This is a genomic window from Deltaproteobacteria bacterium (assembly GCA_003194485.1).
GTDB lineage: Bacteria > Desulfobacterota > Dissulfuribacteria > Dissulfuribacterales > UBA3076 > UBA3076.
Genome location: PQXD01000010.1, coordinates 1 through 17,506, shown reverse-complemented (window position 1 = coordinate 17,506; position 17,506 = coordinate 1). Strand labels below are relative to the sequence as shown.

The 17,506-nt window shown below is 50.2% G+C and carries 15 protein-coding genes; 11 read left to right on the top strand and 4 right to left on the bottom strand.

Annotated elements, in window-relative coordinates; all coding sequences use genetic code 11:
• Window positions 1-485: 485 nt before the first annotated feature.
• From C4B57_06965 to C4B57_06955, 3 genes are read left to right on the top strand one after another with little or no spacing between them, the layout of a single operon-like run.
• Window positions 486-779, top strand: coding sequence for an HNH endonuclease (locus C4B57_06965; protein ID PXF54469.1), 294 nt, complete (start codon window positions 486-488; stop codon window positions 777-779).
• A 24-nt stretch (window positions 780-803) separates the two neighbouring features.
• Window positions 804-2,645 (top strand): glutamine--fructose-6-phosphate transaminase (isomerizing), encoded by a 1,842-nt coding sequence (gene glmS, locus C4B57_06960; GenBank protein ID PXF54396.1) that lies wholly within the window; start codon window positions 804-806, stop codon window positions 2,643-2,645.
• Between the two features lie 28 nt (window positions 2,646-2,673).
• Window positions 2,674-3,684 (top strand): capsular biosynthesis protein CpsI, encoded by a 1,011-nt coding sequence (locus C4B57_06955; protein PXF54468.1) that lies wholly within the window; start codon window positions 2,674-2,676, stop codon window positions 3,682-3,684.
• Here the strand turns inward: C4B57_06955 and hflX are convergent.
• Window positions 3,672-5,204, bottom strand: a complete 1,533-nt coding sequence (hflX, locus tag C4B57_06950) for a GTPase HflX (protein ID PXF54395.1) — start codon at window positions 5,202-5,204, stop codon at window positions 3,672-3,674. The genes C4B57_06955 and hflX overlap by 13 nt on opposite strands.
• A gap of 153 nt (window positions 5,205-5,357) precedes the next feature.
• Here hflX and C4B57_06945 point away from each other — a divergent pair, with 153 nt between their 5' ends.
• Together C4B57_06945 and C4B57_06940 are read left to right on the top strand one after the other, a co-directional pair.
• Window positions 5,358-6,119, top strand: a complete 762-nt coding sequence (locus C4B57_06945; GenBank protein PXF54394.1) for a hypothetical protein — start codon at window positions 5,358-5,360, stop codon at window positions 6,117-6,119.
• Between the two features lie 27 nt (window positions 6,120-6,146).
• On the top strand, window positions 6,147-7,004 hold the full coding sequence (locus C4B57_06940; protein PXF54393.1) for a chromosome partitioning protein ParB: 858 nt from the start codon (window positions 6,147-6,149) through the stop codon (window positions 7,002-7,004).
• A 68-nt stretch (window positions 7,005-7,072) separates the two neighbouring features.
• On the opposite strand, the gene C4B57_06935 is transcribed toward C4B57_06940, so the two are convergent.
• Window positions 7,073-8,614, bottom strand: coding sequence for a hypothetical protein (locus C4B57_06935; protein PXF54392.1), 1,542 nt, complete (start codon window positions 8,612-8,614; stop codon window positions 7,073-7,075).
• 212 nt (window positions 8,615-8,826) lie between these two features.
• Here C4B57_06935 and C4B57_06930 point away from each other — a divergent pair, with 212 nt between their 5' ends.
• The 4 genes from C4B57_06930 to C4B57_06915 are packed head-to-tail and all read left to right on the top strand — an operon-like array spanning window position 8,827 to window position 12,305.
• A complete protein-coding gene (locus C4B57_06930) occupies window positions 8,827-9,006 on the top strand; it encodes a hypothetical protein (protein PXF54391.1) in 180 nt (59 codons plus the stop codon).
• 32 nt (window positions 9,007-9,038) lie between these two features.
• The gene (locus C4B57_06925; protein PXF54390.1) at window positions 9,039-10,562 is read left to right on the top strand and encodes a hypothetical protein; all 1,524 of its coding nucleotides are present in this window, start codon (window positions 9,039-9,041) and stop codon (window positions 10,560-10,562) included.
• 30 nt (window positions 10,563-10,592) lie between these two features.
• The gene (locus C4B57_06920) at window positions 10,593-11,450 is read left to right on the top strand and encodes a hydrolase (protein ID PXF54389.1); all 858 of its coding nucleotides are present in this window, start codon (window positions 10,593-10,595) and stop codon (window positions 11,448-11,450) included.
• Between the two features lie 24 nt (window positions 11,451-11,474).
• A complete protein-coding gene (locus tag C4B57_06915; protein ID PXF54388.1) occupies window positions 11,475-12,305 on the top strand; it encodes a hypothetical protein in 831 nt (276 codons plus the stop codon).
• A gap of 5 nt (window positions 12,306-12,310) precedes the next feature.
• On the opposite strand, the gene C4B57_06910 is transcribed toward C4B57_06915, so the two are convergent.
• Both C4B57_06910 and C4B57_06905 read right to left on the bottom strand, forming a co-directional pair.
• A complete protein-coding gene (locus C4B57_06910; GenBank protein ID PXF54387.1) occupies window positions 12,311-13,834 on the bottom strand; it encodes a glutamate--tRNA ligase in 1,524 nt (507 codons plus the stop codon).
• 14 nt (window positions 13,835-13,848) lie between these two features.
• Window positions 13,849-15,582: a glutamine--tRNA ligase gene (locus tag C4B57_06905; protein ID PXF54386.1), complete on the bottom strand. Its 1,734-nt coding sequence runs from the start codon at window positions 15,580-15,582 to the stop codon at window positions 13,849-13,851.
• 170 nt (window positions 15,583-15,752) lie between these two features.
• On the opposite strand from C4B57_06905, the gene C4B57_06900 reads away from it, so the two are divergent.
• Window positions 15,753-15,989, top strand: a complete 237-nt coding sequence (locus C4B57_06900; GenBank protein ID PXF54385.1) for a hypothetical protein — start codon at window positions 15,753-15,755, stop codon at window positions 15,987-15,989.
• A gap of 19 nt (window positions 15,990-16,008) precedes the next feature.
• On the top strand, window positions 16,009-16,854 hold the full coding sequence (locus C4B57_06895; GenBank protein ID PXF54384.1) for a hypothetical protein: 846 nt from the start codon (window positions 16,009-16,011) through the stop codon (window positions 16,852-16,854).
• The last annotated feature ends 652 nt before the right edge of the window (window positions 16,855-17,506 follow it).

Here is a 17,506-nt window from a genome sequence, read left to right as displayed (position 1 = left end):
CGGTTGCCATCCGCGCCCTGCCGCAGGAGCGGTTTGCCTTTTGCAGGGTTTCAGTCGCGGGCCAAATTGCACTGCCTCTTTCGGTCTGCGATGAGTGAGCTTTGAAACCCGGAAAAAGGTAACCGCTCCAAGGCAGAATATAACGGGTTCATAAGAATATTTACATATGGTCCTTGAAAATATTCCATCTGCTGCGTTGCATAAGAGCTGAAAGCCGAAAGTGGTTAATTACGATAGCCCTTTGAGCCTTGAGCTGATTTCCACACCTTGCACCTGCCTGCCGGCAGGTCTCGGGCTTTTTAAGCGGAATTATATTTCAGGACTTTTTACAGTATAATTCGGAAGTGAGTATTTTATAAAATAAAAACCGATGACTTGCTATTTGTTTATGAAAAAGATAAGAGTTCAGGGTCAACCGAAAATCTGAATGTAAATATTCGGTGAACCCGTAACGGTTAATGAAAAAGATTATGAAAGATAAAGATATGATTTCTTTTTCGCCATTTGTTGCCGAAGAGGATATAAAGAGGGAAAAATCCAGGGCCAGAGAGATAAGGCGCAGCAGATGGTGGCAGCAGAAGTGTGCTCAAGGTGTCTGTTTCTACTGCGGGAGGCGCGTGGGGCCTTCCAGTCTCACGATGGATCATGTGGTTCCCCTGGTTCGAGGGGGTCGAAGCATTAAGAACAACCTGGTGCCGGTCTGCAAGGAATGCAATAACAGAAAGAAATATCTGCTGCCCATGGAGTGGGAAGACTACCTTAAGGGGCGAAAGAAATAATCTGGACGCCTCTCAGGAGGACTTATGTGCGGCATAGTGGGTTATATTGGTCACAGGTGCGTATTGCCCATACTCTTAGACGGCCTTCGAAGGCTGGAGTACAGGGGCTATGATTCAGCCGGGGTGGCATGGGTCCTTGAGGGGTCTGTCCACCGTGCCAGGAGCGAGGGCAAGCTGGGCAGGCTGGACCTGTTGCTGGACGGCATCCGTGATGTACCAAGCTCTGTCGGGCTGGGCCATACGCGCTGGGCTACCCACGGAGAGCCCACCGAGGCCAATGCCCATCCTCACACAGACTGTACCGGGAACCTGGTGGTCGTTCACAACGGCATTATTGAAAACTATTACTCCCTTCGCCGGCAGCTCCAGAATGAGGGTCATATCTTCAGGTCGGAGACAGATACCGAGGTCCTGGCGCACCTTATTGAAAAGTATCTGGATGGAGATCTGGTCCAGGCCGTCAGGGATGCCCTGATGGAGGTCAAGGGCGCCTATGCCATAGGAGTGCTGTGGCAGGGCAGCCCTGACATATTGGTTGCCGCACGAAAGCAGAGCCCCATGGTCCTGGGGCTTGCGGACAATGAGTGTTTCCTGGCCTCGGATATCCCCGCACTCTTGCCCTATACGCGTAACGTGATCTTTCTGGACGACGGGGAGATGGCCACCCTGTCCAGAAACGGTGCCGAGGTGAGGCTCATAGATAGCGGCAGGCCTGTAGTAAAGTCTCCTCAGGCCATTTCCTGGGATGCGACCATGGCAGAAAAGGCCGGATATAAGCATTTCATGCTGAAGGAGATCTACGAGCAGCCCCAGGGTGTACTGAATACTTTCCGCGGTCGCGTGATGCCGGAGCCCGGAGAGGTAAGCCTGCCCGAAATTGAGCTCTCTCCTGATCTGATAAAGGGCCTCAGGAGGGTGGTGCTTCTTGCCTGCGGCACATCCTGGCATGCAGGCCTTGTAGCAAAATACTGGATAGAAAAATGGGCGGGCCTGCCGGTAGAAGTTGACCTTGCTTCCGAGTTTCGCTACAGGCATCTCATATTAGATGAGACCGTGCTCACAGTCCCGATTTCCCAGTCCGGAGAAACGGCTGATACCCTGGCCGGGCTCCGTATGGCGAAAGGGCTGGACTCACCCGTAATAGCTATTTGCAACGTGGTCGGCAGTACCATAACCAGAGAGTCGGACAGTACAATTTACACCCATGCAGGCCCGGAGATAGGGGTTGCCTCGACCAAGGCCTTTACCAGCCAGCTTTCAGCCCTTTATGTCCTTGCGCTTTATCTGGGCCAGGCCAGAAACAGTCTCAGCACAGGAGATATCAGGGACAAGATATCTGCCTTGATAAGTGTTCCCGGGTTGCTGGAAGACGGCCTTGTTCCGTGGCATCAGCAGACAATGGAGCTGGCGGACACCTTTTACGGCTACAAGGATTTTTTATATCTTGGCAGGGATATTCATTTTCCCATCGCCCTTGAAGGTGCCCTCAAGCTCAAGGAAATTTCTTACATCCATGCCGAGGGATACGCAGCCGGGGAGATGAAACACGGTCCCATTGCCCTGATCGACAGGAATATGCCGGTGGTAGCCCTGGCCCCCCGTGATCACGTCTATGATAAGGTGCTCAGTAATATGGAAGAGGTGCGCTCAAGGCGCGGCATTGTCATAGCCCTTGGAGAAGGAGGCGATGAAGGCATTTCCAGGATCGCACAGCATGTTATATCAGTGCCCGGACCAGAGGATCCTGACATCAACCCGTTTCTTTATACCGTTCCATTGCAATTATTGGCCTATGAAATAGCTGTTGCCAGGGGATGTGATGTGGATCAGCCCCGCAACCTGGCAAAGAGCGTTACTGTTGAATAACAGAATGTCCGCCGAATCGCTTCATTCAATGAAAAAGATACTGGTTACCGGAGCGGCCGGATTCATAGGATATCACCTTTCCAGGCGGCTTCTGGAGGAAGGGAGAGAAGTTGTGGGCCTTGACAACATGAACGACTATTATGATCCGGCCCTCAAGGAGGCCCGCCTTTCCATGCTCACACCATATACCGGCTTCAAATCCGTGCGCATGGACCTGTCGGACAGGGAGGCAATGGAGAATCTTTTTGCGGCAGAGGGGTTTGATGGAGTGGTCAACCTGGCAGCCCAGGCGGGTGTGCGCTATTCTCTTATAAACCCTCATTCCTATGTGGACTCAAACCTGGTGGGCTTTATAAATGTCCTTGAGGGCTGCAGGCATAATGGCATTAAGCACCTGGTCTTTGCCTCGTCCAGCTCTGTGTACGGGGCAAACACCAGGATGCCCTTCAGTGTCCATGACAATGTGGACCATCCGGTTTCCATATATGCCGCCACTAAAAAGGCAAACGAACTGATGGCCCATACCTACAGCCACCTGTACGGCCTGCACTGTACGGGGCTTCGTTTTTTTACTGTTTACGGACCGTGGGGAAGACCCGACATGGCCCTCTTTTTGTTTACAGATGCCATATTAAAAGATCGTCCCATAGATGTGTTTAACTACGGCAAAATGTGCAGGGACTTTACTTACATAGATGACATTATTGAGGGGGTGGTAAGGGTCCTGGACAGACCGGCGGAAGCCGATCCCGGCTGGACCGGCGAGGCGCCTGATCCGGGTTCGAGCTATGCGCCGTACAGGCTCTATAATATCGGGAATAATCAGCCGGTGGAGTTGCTGCGCTTTATCGAGATAGTGGAAGAATGCCTGGGAAAGAAGGCCCGGAAGAATCTGCTGCCCATGCAGCCAGGGGACGTGCCGGCCACCTATGCGGATATTGATGACCTGATGAGAGACGTGGGGTTCAGGCCGGATACCACCCTGGAAGAAGGGATTCCCAGGTTCATTGCCTGGTATATGGATTATTATAAGGTGTGAGCCAGGGGCAATCGCTCAGCCAACATCTCAAGAAGCCTGTCGATGCCGTCTTCAGTCACTGCAGAGATGTAAGCTGCTTCAGGGTTGGAGCCAGGGATATCTCCTTCCAGCAGGTCTATTTTGTTATAGGCCAGTATCCTTGGAGTGGTTAACAGGTCCATTTCTTTCAGGATCTGTTCGACTGCCATTATCTCCTCTTTTTTATACGGGCTGGTTGCATCGACTACGTGTAAGAAAAGATGCGCGTCTTCCAACTCTTCCATGGTGGCCTTAAATGCCACCCGGAGGTCATTTGGCATGTGCCGGATAAAGCCGACGGTATCTGCCAGCAGCGCCTTTTTTGCCCCGGGGAGGTCAATCTGTCGTGTTGTTGTATCAAGGGTTGCAAAGAGCCTGTTTTCGGCAAAGACTTTGCTGCCGGTGAGTAAATTAAGGAGGGTGGATTTCCCCGCATTGGTGTAACCAATAATTGAGATCAGCGGGAGGCCTTTCTTGGCCCTGCGCTTTCTTCTCTCCGCTCTTCCCCTGGACAGGCCCTTTAGTTCCCGCTCGAGAGAGCTGATACGCTGTTTTACCCTCCTGCGGTCCTCCTCCAGCTTTGTTTCGCCGGGACCTCTTCCTCCGATGCCGCCGGCAAGCCTTGACATGGCTGTCCCCCGGCCTATGAGCCTTGGAAGAAGGTAGCGTAGCTGGGCCAATTCCACCTGGATTTTCCCCTCTTTGCTTTGGGCCCTTCTCGCAAAGATGTCCAGGATCAGCTGGGTGCGGTCTATGACTTTGAGATCCACCATCCTGGCGATATTGTTTAATTGCACGGCCCCGAGGTCCTGGTCAAAGATTACCATGGTTGCCCCCAGGTAAAGGCCCTTCATCAGGATATCCCTCAGCTTTCCTTTACCCAGCAGATGTGCGGGGTTGTAGCGAGGAACACGCTGCCATATCCTTTCCAGCACCTCCACATTGGACGAGCGGGCAAGCTCTGCAAGCTCTGCAAGGGATCGTTCCGCCTCGAAGCGGGGATGTTGACTTGCGTGGACCAGGATCGCGCGCTCTTCCGCCCCTTCGAGGGACAGCCCGCCCTGGGATTTCTGCATTTCTGTCTCAAGCTCCTGGATAAAATCTCCAAAAGGCAGGTCGATGGCGCTGGGATGCCGGAAGGTAAGGATTTTCCAGTGCCGGTTTTCAGGGTTTGGCGGCAGGAGGTGGGCAAGGCATACCCGGCCCGGCAGGTTGTCTTTGACCTCAATATTTACCATGGCATCCAGTCTCAGCAAGGCAAGATCCGAGAGATCCTCCGTATCTATTCCGTCATTTTTGCCAAAATGTGTATGAATACACCGCAATCCCTTCAGACGGCCAAGCCCCCTGCGGTAGAAGCTTATGTCCGGTATCAATATACCGTGATGATCGCCCAGAATGACGTGGCGTATTATACCTTTTCGGTTTACTATGATCCCGACTTGTCTGGCCGTATGGCTGGATATCCCGGCTAAAGTTCTTGCTATTTCAGGGGTTAACAACTTGTCTGGGGGTATTTTTCTGCGCAGGAGGCGCTCAAGGTCCCGGCGCTCGGAATGTGACAGGCTTTTAGTGTTTCCGAAAATTTTTCTTGCTATGGCTTAATACTCCTGAAATCGATTATAATTAATATAATATATGTTTCACGCGAGACAATGACAAGCCCGCCCTTACGAAAAACCAAGATAATATGCATAGCCAACCAGAAAGGCGGCGTGGGTAAGACCACAACAGCGGTCAATCTGGCGGCAGGCCTTTCCATTCTCAGGAAGTCTGTATTGCTTGTAGACTGCGATGCCCAGGGAAACGCCACCAGCGGCCTCGGAATCGGCCAAAAGGGGCTGGACAAACACCTCTATCACGCCATCCTTGGCCTGGTCAGTGCGGCCGAAGCGATACTGCCCACATCTGTTGCCAATCTTTCCATTATTCCTTCAAACATGGATCTCGTAGGAATAGAGGTGGATCTGGCAGGACGCAAGAATAGAGAGGGCGTACTGAAGGAGCTTTTGGCTCCCCTAAGTTCCTTTGATTATATATTGCTGGACTGCCCCCCCTCTCTCGGCCTGATAACCGTGAATGCCCTGAGCGCCTCCAATTCGGTGATCATTCCCATGCAATGCGAATATTATGCACTTGAGGGCCTGAGCCAGTTGATAAAGATCATAAGGCTCGTAAAACACAATTTCAATCCCGGGCTTCATATTGAAGGATTGCTGCTCACCATGTACGATTACCGTATCCGTCTCGCATTTCAGGTCGCCCGGGAGATCCGGACACATTTCAGGGGGTTGGTCTACAAGACTACTATCCCAAGAAACGTGAGGCTGGGTGAGAGTCCGAGTCATGGAAAGCCGATATTTTCATACGAACCGAGATCCAGGGGGGGCAGAAAGCTACCTGGCCCTTGCCCGTGAGTTCCTGGGCTGCCAGAGGAGGTCGTGATGAAGCTCAAAAGGGGATTGGGGAAAGGGCTTGGGGCCCTTCTTTCTCCGGAAGACATATATGATTTAGAGAGTCCAGGGTCTTTCCTCTGTCCCATAGAGAAGATCAGGCCGAATCCCGATCAGCCGCGAAGGCGCATGGATCATGATTCTCTTGAGGGCCTTGCCGGGTCCATCAGGGAGAAAGGGGTCCTTCAGCCCCTGGTGGTCCGGGAGGTTGACGGTGTCTATGAGCTGATAGTCGGCGAAAGGCGGTGGAGGGCGGCACAGAAGGCCGGGCTCAAGGCGGTCCCTGTTGTCATAAAAGACGTGAGCCCGGACGAGCTTCTCGAACTGGCACTGGTTGAGAACATACAGAGAGACGATTTGAATCCTCTGGAGGAGGCCATGGCCTACGGCAGGCTTGTCAATGAAATGGGGCTTACACAGTCCCAGGTGGCCTCAAGGGTGGGGAGGGAAAGGTCCACCGTGGCCAATTTCCTGAGGCTTCTCAATTTACCTGACTATGCTCAAACCGATCTGCTTGACGGGCGGCTCGGCATGGGTCATGCCCGGGCCCTTTTGATGCTGGAAGATCCTGAAAGGCAGAGGGAACTCAGGGACGAGATAATAAAAAAAGGGCTTTCCGTACGCAAGGCAGAGGTCCTGGCCCGTCGATTGGCTGAAGGGAAAGGGCCGGGCACGAGAGTAAGAAAGGAAGATCCTAACATCAGGAGCCTTTGTGAAGACCTGACCCGCAGGCTCGGTTCCAGGGTAAAGATAGTGCAGACCAAAAGGGGCGGCAGACTGGAGATACGCTATCGTTCTATGCAGGATCTGGAAAGGGTTATACGGTTGCTCAGTGCAGACGGGGCATGATTCCGCCCGGGGTGCGCAGGCCAGGCATTCTTACGGATTTTTTTGAATGACAGCAGTTGCGGCAATCCTTATTTGTAAACGTATACCCCTCCTCCATCTATAGGGTCTATCTGATTAAAATTGTAAATTTTTTCAATATGGGCCTGGTGGATGACAGTATTTGCCACCATGAGCAGCCTGCCACCGACCGTCTTCAGGTTCCTGGATAAGACCATCCCTGGCTCCAGCTTGGAAATAGGGATAACCATCTCGGTCCCGGCAACCGGGTTGAAATTATGCAACACATCCATAAAATGAAATACGATTTCCGGATCAAACTCGTAGCCGCTTTTCTTTTTAAGGGTATTCAGGGCAACCTCACGGGAAAGGCCCAATTTTTGAATCATTTCGTCATAGGAGCTGGCTATATGAATGATCCGTGCCCCCACGTGAATACCCGTATTCTTCAGTCCGTCCGGATATCCTGATCCGTCAAAATTTTCGTGATGGGACCTGATCAGGATACTCGCCTGCCGCAGACTTTTAATGGAATTAAAGGCCAGGTAACCCAGCACAGGATGTTGCCGGTAGATGGATGCCTCGAAAAGGGTTAACTCTTTCTCTTTTTTTCTCAGAATTTCACGAGGTACGCCTATAAGGCCGATGTCATGCAATATCGCCGCGATTTCTATAAGCTCGCAGTCTTTTTCATCCAGGCCCCGGCGCTGGGCTACGGTCTTAGAGAGGGCGGCCACCCTCTTGCAGTGCCCGCCCAGGTCGGGGTCGTACATTTCCATCAGTTGCCCGAACACCCGTATGGAATCAAAGAGGTTACCCTTGACTACCTTGTACAGTTCCTCCAATTTCTTATTTTTAAGCCGTACCTCCCGGGTCCTTTCCTCTACCTTTTTTTCAAGATTTTGATTTAAATCGAGCAGTTCGGCGTTCTGTTTCCGGGTTAATTTAAAAAGCCTCTTATTTTCATTAGTTAGCTCATAATATTTAAGGACATCTCTGATAATAAGTTTTATCTCTTCGTCATTCCATGGCTTGGTTATGAATCGATAGACCTCTCCTTTGTTAATGGCATCCATGGTCGCGTTTATATCAGCATAGCCGGTGAGCATAATCCGGATGGTATCCGGAGACAGCTTTTTGGACCTCCTCAAGAATTCCGAGCCGGTCATCCCCGGCATCCTTTGGTCAGATACAATGACCGAAATTTGTCTCCCGTCCAATTTTCTCAGACCTTCCTCCCCACTGCTGGCAGTCAAAATATCATAACCCTCTTTTCTGAAGAGACGCTCCAGTGAGCGTAAGACATTTTTCTCGTCGTCTACAAAGAGAATGGTATGTTTGTATTTTTTCAACATGCTTGCCATGCCTCCGCAAAACAGTAAATGGAACAGGTAACATCTTTGTTGCTTCTTATCGGCAAAAGATGCCGTTTTATTAACCCGAATTATGCAGCAGCCAAGTTTGCCAAAGATGCGAGGCGGAAGGCACGCAGACGTACTTTTGTACTTCAAGTGCCTGACAACAAAGCAGATTTGGTAAAATTGGCTGCTCCTTGTGGCTTCAAATACCGAACAATTTTTAACTCCGGTGGAATGCACCTTTTGGGTGAACATTCCAAACTGGACAATACACCATAACTTACTGATTTTTCTATTTGTTCCTTATTGTTCGGTGTTTGAAGTGCATAATTTGGGATTAAGCACAATTTTTCTGGGACAACAGGTTCCTGAAACGGTGTCTATTCCCTGCTCCCTTAAACTTCCATCCCCAAAATGCCGAAAAGACAGACGGTCATTGCATTTCCGGATGGAAAAATTGCGAACAAGTGATTCAAAGTTACGAGGCAAAGGTGATGGATGACTTCATGAATAAAGACAAAGAAATCAAAGATGATGCCAAGGTATATATCAAAGAACTTATTGAGGCCAACAAAGAGTTAAGGCAGAAAATCAGTAATTGTATTGAGGGCAGAAAGGCATTGCAAGAAAAAAAGAAAATCTTTTAAAGATAAGTGAATTAGCCCAAGATGCTATTATTATGTTGAATGACGAAGGAAAAGTCTCCTATTGGAATAAGGCCGCTGAAAGGACATTTGGCTATAGGCCGGAACAGGTAATTGGCAAGAATTTGCATGAATTTTGTGTCTCAAAGAAAGATCAGGAAGCTTTTAGAAGGGGATTTGGCAGATTTAAGGAAACCGGACAGGGTCCTGTCGTTGGGAAAAGAGTTGAGGTAACGGCTATCAGAAAGGATGGGACCGAGTTTCCGATATCACTTTCCATTTCATCCATAAAGTTGAAAAACAGATGGAATGCAATAGGGATAGCAAGAGACATCTCTGAACGTAAAAAAATAGAAAAGGAAATCAGATTTGCCAACTCAGAACTCAATCAGATATTCAACGCCGCAGCCGACGGTATGCGCATAATTGATAAAGATTTTAACATACTCAGGATCAATGAGACTTTTTCCGCTTTATCAGGCATAAGCGTAGATGAATCAATGGGCAAAAAGTGCTATGGGGTGTTTTCCACCCCCTTATGTCATAGTTCTGACTGTCCATTGGTCCGAATTCTCAACGGTGAACAGCGTATTGAATGTGAGATAGAAAAAGATTGCAAAGACGGCGGCAAAACCTTTTACAGTGTGATAGCAACTCCCTTTGGCGGACCTGATGGTAAACTGGTTGGCATTATCGAAGACATAAGGGACATCACGGAAAGCAGGCAGATCCTTGGCCAGCTTTTACAGTCTGAAAAGATGGCCTCCATCGGACAACTGGCTGCAGGCGTGGCCCACGAGATCAATAACCCTACCGGATTCGTGAGCAGCAACCTGAAGACACTGTCGGACTATCAGGATGATATCGTTATGCTCATAGAACAATACAGAAGACTGACCACAGACCTTAAAGAGACCATGGCAACAGCGGAATACCCGGTCTCCATCTCAGAGCAACTCGAGCGTATTGCCGAGCTTGAGGCTGAAGCTGACATAGATTTTGTCCTGAATGATATCTCAGACCTCGTTAAAGAATCCAGGGAGGGGACTGAACGAATCAAAAAGATCGTCCTTGACCTGAAGAACTTTGCCCATCCAGGGGAAGGCAAGCCCAAGTATGCAGATATCAATAAAAACATGGAATCAACCCTGAATGTCGTCTGGAACGAGCTGAAGTACAAGGCCAAGGTCGTCAAGGAATACGGAGACCTGCCCCAGGTGAAGTGTTATCCGCAGCAACTGAATCAGGTCTTCATGAATCTTTTGGTAAATGCGGCCCAGGCCATAGAAAAGGAAGGGGAGATCAGGATCGTGACCCGGCCTGTTAATGGGTATGCGGAGATCAAAATAAGTGACACGGGGATGGGGATTCCTGAGGAAAAACTCTCCATGATATTTGACCCGTTTTTTACCACCAAGGAGGTGGGCAAGGGAACGGGTTTGGGTCTGAACGTGGCCTATAACATCATTAAAAAGCACAACGGTACCATTGATGTGGAGAGCACTGTGGGCAAAGGGACCACCTTTACGATCCGGATACCGGTGCAAAAAGAGGTATGATGATAGTTAACCGTAAACAGCTATGAAATTATGGATTCAAAGAAATTTTACCAAAAGCTCGATCGTGTCCTGGATATTCCGACCCTGCCTGTAGTGGCAATCAAGGTAAACAAGCTACTCCAGGACTACGATATATCCATCACTGAACTGACCGGAACCATAGAGAAAGACCAGGCCATTGTCTCCAGGATATTAAGGTTGGTCAACTCGGCCTTTTACGGACTTCAATCCAAGGTTGAGAGCGTTCACCAGGCCTTGGTTGTATTAGGTCTCAACACGGTCCGAAACGTCGTCATTTCAGTGTCAGTCATAAAGGCCTTTTCAGGGAAAGACAGCTTTGAAGGGTTCGACATCAAAGACTTCTGGAGGCATTCGGTTGGTGTGGCCGTGGCCAGCAGGTATCTTGCCGTACAAACCCGTCTTGACAATCCTGATGACTGTTTCATTGCCGGCCTGCTCCATGATATCGGCAAGGTGATTCTCTCCGAGTATTTCAAGGAGCCCTTCGGTCAGGTCTGGGCATCAGTCCGGGATGATGGCCTGTCCTTTTATGAGGCGGAAAGAAACCTGTTGCCTCTCAACCATGCACAAATCGGAGGTCATTTAGCTGCCAAGTGGCGGCTTCCACCCGACCTGATCGATACAATCAGGTATCATCATACACCCAGAGAAGGCGCCTCTAATCTTGATCAACTGATGATCGTGCATGTAGCAGACATTATTGTAAATACCCGCAAGGCTGATCCGGGGAATGCCTGCGATTTTACAAATACCTATCCCAAAGCCGCAGAGATTATGAGACCTCAGCTTGAAACCGTATCAGACTGGTTTCCATCAGTTGCAACCGAAATCGAATCGGCCTGCGAATTGTTGCTTGAAGAGGAATAGTGACAGCGGGTTTTGTGAGTGAAAATGAAAGATTACAGACATACAGTCCTGTGCGTGGATGACGAGGTGAACATCTTGAGATCCTTAAAGCGATTGCTTCGAAAGGAGGATTACCGCCTCCTGACGGCCTCAAGCGGTGAACAGGGTCTCGAAATCCTTAAAGAGAATGCCGTCAATCTGGTGATCTCTGACCAAAGGATGCCCGGAATGAGTGGCACCGAGTTTTTGGCCAGGGTAAAGGAAGAGTATCCTGATATAATTCGTGCCATCCTCAGTGGCTACACCGAAGTCGATGCCATTATGGACTCTATCAACAGGGGCCATATCTACAAGTTCCTCCTTAAACCATGGAATGACCAGAATCTGATATTGGATATACGGCAGGCCCTGGAACACTGTGACCTCATTCAGTCCAACAGGTTCCTTAATCAAAAGATCCTGGAACAAAACCGGGAATTAAAGAAACTGAACGAGAATCTGGAGAAGCTGATTCAGGAAAGGACCGAAGAGCTGAGGATTCAGAACCATGCCCTGAAGCTGGCCCGCGCTGTCCTGCAGGACCTGCCCATGCCGATCATCGGTGTCAGCGCCGAGGGGATGATCGCGCTGATTAATCACGAGGCGGAATCTCTATCGGCCAATGGCAAGAGCATTGAGCTGGGCAGGAATCTCGATGATTACTTCGCAGACAAAGTACAGGAAGATGTGCTCGCCGTGCTTGAGAATAAGACACCGCGGATACTCGAGAACTACCAATTATCAGATATAACCTATGATATCAGCTTTACACCCCTTTCGGCAAGGTTTGAAGGGAAGGGAGTTATCCTGACGTTAAAAAAAGTAAATATTCGGTGAACCCGTTATATCCTGCCCCGAGCTTCCCTGAACAGTTCAGGCACCCCGCGAAGCCTCTTGACCACCCGATCCTTTCCGATGGCCAAAAGCACATCAAAGATGCCCGGACCCGCCAACTGGCCGGTGACCACTGTGCGAATGGCGTTGATAATGATACCCGGCTTTGCATCAAGCTCTTCTGCAAAGGACCTTACAGCCTTTTCAGTGCTTTCAGGCGTCCATAACCGAAGCCCTTCCAGGCGATCCGCAAGCTGCGGCAGCCATTCTTTGAGCTCTTTATGTTTGAGCAGATTTTTCCTGCAGGCCTTGGGGTCAACAGGAAAATCCTCCGAGAAGTACGCCCTTCCCAGGTCTGCAAAGTCCTTAAGGGTATGAAAACGGCTCCTGATAAGATCCAGAGTGGAAAGGAACCACCACCTCTTTTCGCCATCATATGCAGGATCCCAGATGCCTGCCGTGATGAATTCCCCCTTTACCGATTCGGCGATCTCTTCTATGGGCAATGTCCTCAGGAAATGGGAATTTATGGAAAGGGCCTTGGGATCTGTGAAAAATTTTGGATCTCCCGGTGTATAATTGAATATGGAATTCGCCCGGTTTATACCCTCAAGCGAAAAGGCGTCTATCAGCTCCTCCCTGCTGAATATTTCGCGGTCGTCAGATGTGTGCCAGCCGAGAAGCACAAGGTAGTTCACAAGTGCCCAGGGCAGAAATCCGTGATCCCTGTAAAACTGCACTGATACCAGTTCGCCGTGGGTGCGCTTGGATATCTTTCGCTTCTTGAGGTCCAGGGTAAGAGGCATGTGGGCGAACACCGGACATCTTGCCCCAAGGGCCTCATAGATAAGTATCTGCCTGGGAGTATTGGCAAGGCCGTCCTGTCCACGGATTACATGGGTTATTCTGTCCCGGATGTCGTCCACGGCGTTTGAGAGGAGATAGAGCGGAGAGCCGTCGGATCGCATTATGACAAAGTCTTCGATATCATGGTACTGCTTTTCAATCGGTCCGTAGACCGCGTCATCGAAATATACCGATCCTTGTTGTTCAGGCACTTTGAAGCGAATGACATACGGGAGTCCCAGAGCCTCTTTAGCAGCTACCGCCTCCGGGGTGAGTCTCCTGCAGGTCCTGTCGTATTGAACCGGTTTCTTGGCCGCCAAGGCGGCCTTCCTCTTTACATCGAGCTCTTCCCTGGTGCAGAAACACTTGTAGGCATGACCCGTCTCGACCAGCCGCCTGGCAACTTCCTTATGTTCCTCAACGTATTCCGACTGGAAATACGGGCCCTCGTCCCAATCAATCCCCAGCCAGTTGAGTCCGTCAATGATCCCCTGTATGGAATCGGTTGTAGAGCGTTCGAAGTCCGTGTCCTCGATTCTCAATATGAGAACACCCTTGTGTTTTCTGGCAAAGAGCCAGTTGTATATAGCAGTGCGGGCCCCGCCGATATGGAGATACCCGGTGGGGCTCGGGGCAAATCGTACGCGCACGTTGTCTTTGGTCTTATCGCAGTTCCTGGATTGCATGTTGTGTGGCATCCTTAACCCGGTTGTTTTTTGCCTGTCGCGGATTGTTTTTTCAGGGCCTTTTCGATCTTGGCCCATGGGTCACGCAGCGTCACCGTGCGATTAAACACCAGTAATTTATCGGAAGAGTCTTTGGTGTCCACGCAGAAATAGCCCTGTCTCTCGAACTGGTAACGACTCCCGGGCACAGCATTCGCCAAGCTCGGTTCCACAAGGCACGGCGTCAATATCTCCAGGGAATTCGGATTCAAATTGGATCTGAAATCAGCGCCATCCTCCACTTCATCGGGGTTTGCCTTCAGGAAGAGATGATCGTACAGACGCACTTCAGCCCGGAGCGAATGGGCAGCCGAAACCCAGTGCAGTGTTGCCCTGACCTTGCGTCCATCCGGAGCTCCGCCGCCCCGGGTCCCGGGATCATAGGTACAGCGCAACTCCGTTATTTCGCCGGTCTGTTCATCCCTGACCACTCCCACGCATTTTATAAAATATGCATATCTCAGCCGCACTTCACGGCCAGGGGCCAGGCGAAAGTATTTTTTCGGCGGATCTTCACGAAAATCCTCCTGTTCAATATACAGCACTCTTGAAAAAGGGACTTTCCTGCAGCCCATTCCGGGATCTTCAGGGTTGTTGACGGCCTCCAGTTCTTCCACCCGGCCTTCCGGGTAGTTTTCTATGACCACCTTGAGCGGACGCAACACCCCCATGACACGCGGTGCCCGTTGATTCAGATCCTGGCGCACACAGTGTTCGAGCAGCGATACGTCGACCATGCTGTTCCTTTTGGACACCCCGATACGCTCGCAGAAGTCACGGATCGATTTCGGTGTGTATCCGCGTCTCCGCAGACCGGATATCGTGGGCATCCGCGGATCATCCCATCCGGTGACAACACCCGACTCCACCAGTTTCAGGAGCTTTCGCTTGCTCATGATGGTATGGCTGAGATTGAGGCGGGCAAACTCGATCTGCCTGGGATGACATTCGACTTCCAGTTGGTCGAGCACCCAGTCGTACAAGGGACGGTGATCCTCAAATTCCAGCGTACAGATGGAATGCGTGATCCCTTCGATGGAGTCAGAAAGGCAGTGAGCGTAGTCATACATGGGATAAATGCACCACTTGTCGCCTGTCCTGTGATGCGGCATCCGCTTAATACGATAAATGGCCGGATCCCGCATATTCAGATTCGGAGACGCCATATCAATCTTTGCCCGGAGTATGTGGGACCCGTCTTCGAATTCTCCTGCACGCATACGCTCAAACAGGTCCAGGTTCTCCTCTACGGAGCGTGAGCGATACGGGCTGTCCCTGCCGGGCTCTGTCAATGTGCCGCGGTATTCTTTGACTTCCTCCGGGCTCAGGCTGCAGACATAGGCCTTCCCCTTTTTTATTAACTGAATTGCATACTCGTACAACCGGTCAAAGTAGTCGGACGCATAGTAGAGATGTTCACCCCAGTCGAAACCGAGCCACTTGACGTCTCTTTTGATCGACTCAATATATTCAATGTCTTCCTTGCCGGGATCTGTGTCATCAAAACGCAGGTGGCAGACGCCGTCCTTGTTTTCCGCAGCGATTCCAAAATTGAGGCAGATGGACTTGGCGTGTCCGATATGAAGATAGCCGTTCGGCTCCGGCGGAAACCGGGTCACAACCCGGCCCTCATTCCTGTTTGCTTTCAAGTCCTCCGCGATGATATTGCGGATAAAGTCAGGTGATGGACGAAATTCGGTCATGGTCATATCTGCGGCTCCGTTTCCGTTCCTCTCTAAAGCGTAAACTATTTTTGACTTGTCGTGAAGGATGCCGTTATTTACGGATTGTATTTGGATTCTAACGGTGAAGCAATAAAATCACAAGCGCATGCGGCAATGAAGGAGACATTAAAAAATGCAAAAGTTGTTTTAAGTCATTGAAGCCTTTGGACGATAATAAATTTGATAGTAAATATCCGGTGAACCCGTTATATCCTGCCTTGGAGCGGTCACCTTTTTCCGGGTTTCAAAGCTCACTCATCGCAGACCGGAGAGGCAGTGCAATCCGGCCCGCGATCGAAACCCTGCAAAAGGCAAACCGCTCCTGCGGCAGGGTACGGATGGCAACTTCCACAGTGGACCACGGGTTCACCGAATATTTACATTTGATATAAATGCGAAACTAAGGATATTATGTCAATCATACAACGTTTAGACAATATTCATGATCTTCCCTCCATGCCTCATACTTTAAACAGTGTGCTGGAAGGCCTTGACAGCATCTCCTCCTCGGCCCGGACGATGGAAAAAATAATCAGAGACGATCCCGTTCTGACGGCAAAGATGCTGCACATAGCGAATTCGCCGTATTATGGCATGAGGCGAGAGGTCAGCAGCATTGCCAGGGCCGTAGTCATTTTGGGTTTTGAGGAAGTGCGAAATATAGCGATAGGGCTTTCACTTACCGGGGTGTTTTCCCATGATCTGGGTTTTGAAGAATTTGACGCCAAGGGCATATGGCTTCACTCCATAGGTGTAGCCAAGGTCTCCAAGATACTGGCAGAGGATATTCCCGGTCTGGAGACGGATGAGTTATTTACAGCGGGCATGGTCCATGACTTGGGACGTTTTTTACTCTGTATGTACTTTCCGTCTGAATTGAGAGAGATTTTGAAATTGAGACGACAGGAAGGGCTGTCCCTTTCCGGTGCAGAGGAGAAGTACGGACTTACCCATTCAGAGGTAGGAGCATATCTGGCCGAGAGATGGAATTTGAGTGAAATGCTGACGGATGTTATCCGCTACCACCACTATCCCAACAGCGCCGGCCCAAATACCTTGGCCTCATCAGTTGTTTTTCTGGCTGACGAGATCTGCCAGAAAATGAAGTTCGGCTGGCACCTTGAGGGAGAGCCGGACAAGGTGCTCATACCCAGGAGCTTGGGGCTCAGCCAGGATACCGTGAAAAAGGCGGCGCTTTACCTAAAAGACGAGAGAGAGAACATAGAGGCCGGTTGGGGGGCGATATTTTCTGGCTAGTCCATTAATTATTGGGCCGGCCCAAACACCCATAAGCGCTGAGTTGTTTTGTAAACGTTCATGGATTATATTAAAAAATGAACGTCGAGCGTCGAATGAAAAACAAATATCCAATACCGAACATTCAAGTAAATATCCGGTGAACCCGTGGTCCACTGTGGAAGTTGCCATCCGTGTCCTGCCGCAGGAGCGGTTTGCCTTTTGCAGGGTTTCGATCGCGGGCCGGATTGCACTGTGCCTCTCCGGTCCGCGATGAGTGAGCTTTGAAACCCGGAAAAAGGTAACCGCTTCAAGGCAGGATATAACGGGTTCACCGGATATTTACACATTCAACGGCTATTTCTGTTTTTTCAGCCGTTTTGATACTTGCTATGTTAGCCATTTAGGCTGAAGTATACTGATATCCCGTTTCCGCAATAATTAGCAGCCTTTTTCCCAGATCATAAGTCTGTTCCTTCATCTTTTCCCGTTCACGATGTTGGACGTTCAATGTTCGATGTTCCTTAAACAGGTACGACGATGAATGTGCGCCACGAGCACACTCGATATAGTTGAGATGTGCGCAACTGCACAGAAGATGAGGGTTTGGCCCCTCGAAGCCGGCTTGCAGGAGCAGGCTTCAAACCGCCTCAAGCTGCTGTGGTAAAGAGCC

Coding starts and splice junctions, on each gene's coding strand:
- C4B57_06965 (PXF54469.1), top strand. CDS start 486: ATGATTTCTTTTTCGCCATTTGTTGCCGAAGAGGATATAAAGAGGGAA.
- glmS (PXF54396.1), top strand. CDS start 804: ATGTGCGGCATAGTGGGTTATATTGGTCACAGGTGCGTATTGCCCATA.
- C4B57_06955 (PXF54468.1), top strand. CDS start 2,674: ATGAAAAAGATACTGGTTACCGGAGCGGCCGGATTCATAGGATATCAC.
- C4B57_06945 (PXF54394.1), top strand. CDS start 5,358: ATGACAAGCCCGCCCTTACGAAAAACCAAGATAATATGCATAGCCAAC.
- C4B57_06940 (PXF54393.1), top strand. CDS start 6,147: ATGAAGCTCAAAAGGGGATTGGGGAAAGGGCTTGGGGCCCTTCTTTCT.
- C4B57_06935 (PXF54392.1), bottom strand. CDS start 8,614: ATGTTCACCCAAAAGGTGCATTCCACCGGAGTTAAAAATTGTTCGGTA.
- C4B57_06925 (PXF54390.1), top strand. CDS start 9,039: ATGTTGAATGACGAAGGAAAAGTCTCCTATTGGAATAAGGCCGCTGAA.
- C4B57_06920 (PXF54389.1), top strand. CDS start 10,593: ATGGATTCAAAGAAATTTTACCAAAAGCTCGATCGTGTCCTGGATATT.
- C4B57_06915 (PXF54388.1), top strand. CDS start 11,475: ATGAAAGATTACAGACATACAGTCCTGTGCGTGGATGACGAGGTGAAC.
- C4B57_06910 (PXF54387.1), bottom strand. CDS start 13,834: ATGCAATCCAGGAACTGCGATAAGACCAAAGACAACGTGCGCGTACGA.
- C4B57_06905 (PXF54386.1), bottom strand. CDS start 15,582: ATGACCATGACCGAATTTCGTCCATCACCTGACTTTATCCGCAATATC.
- C4B57_06895 (PXF54384.1), top strand. CDS start 16,009: ATGTCAATCATACAACGTTTAGACAATATTCATGATCTTCCCTCCATG.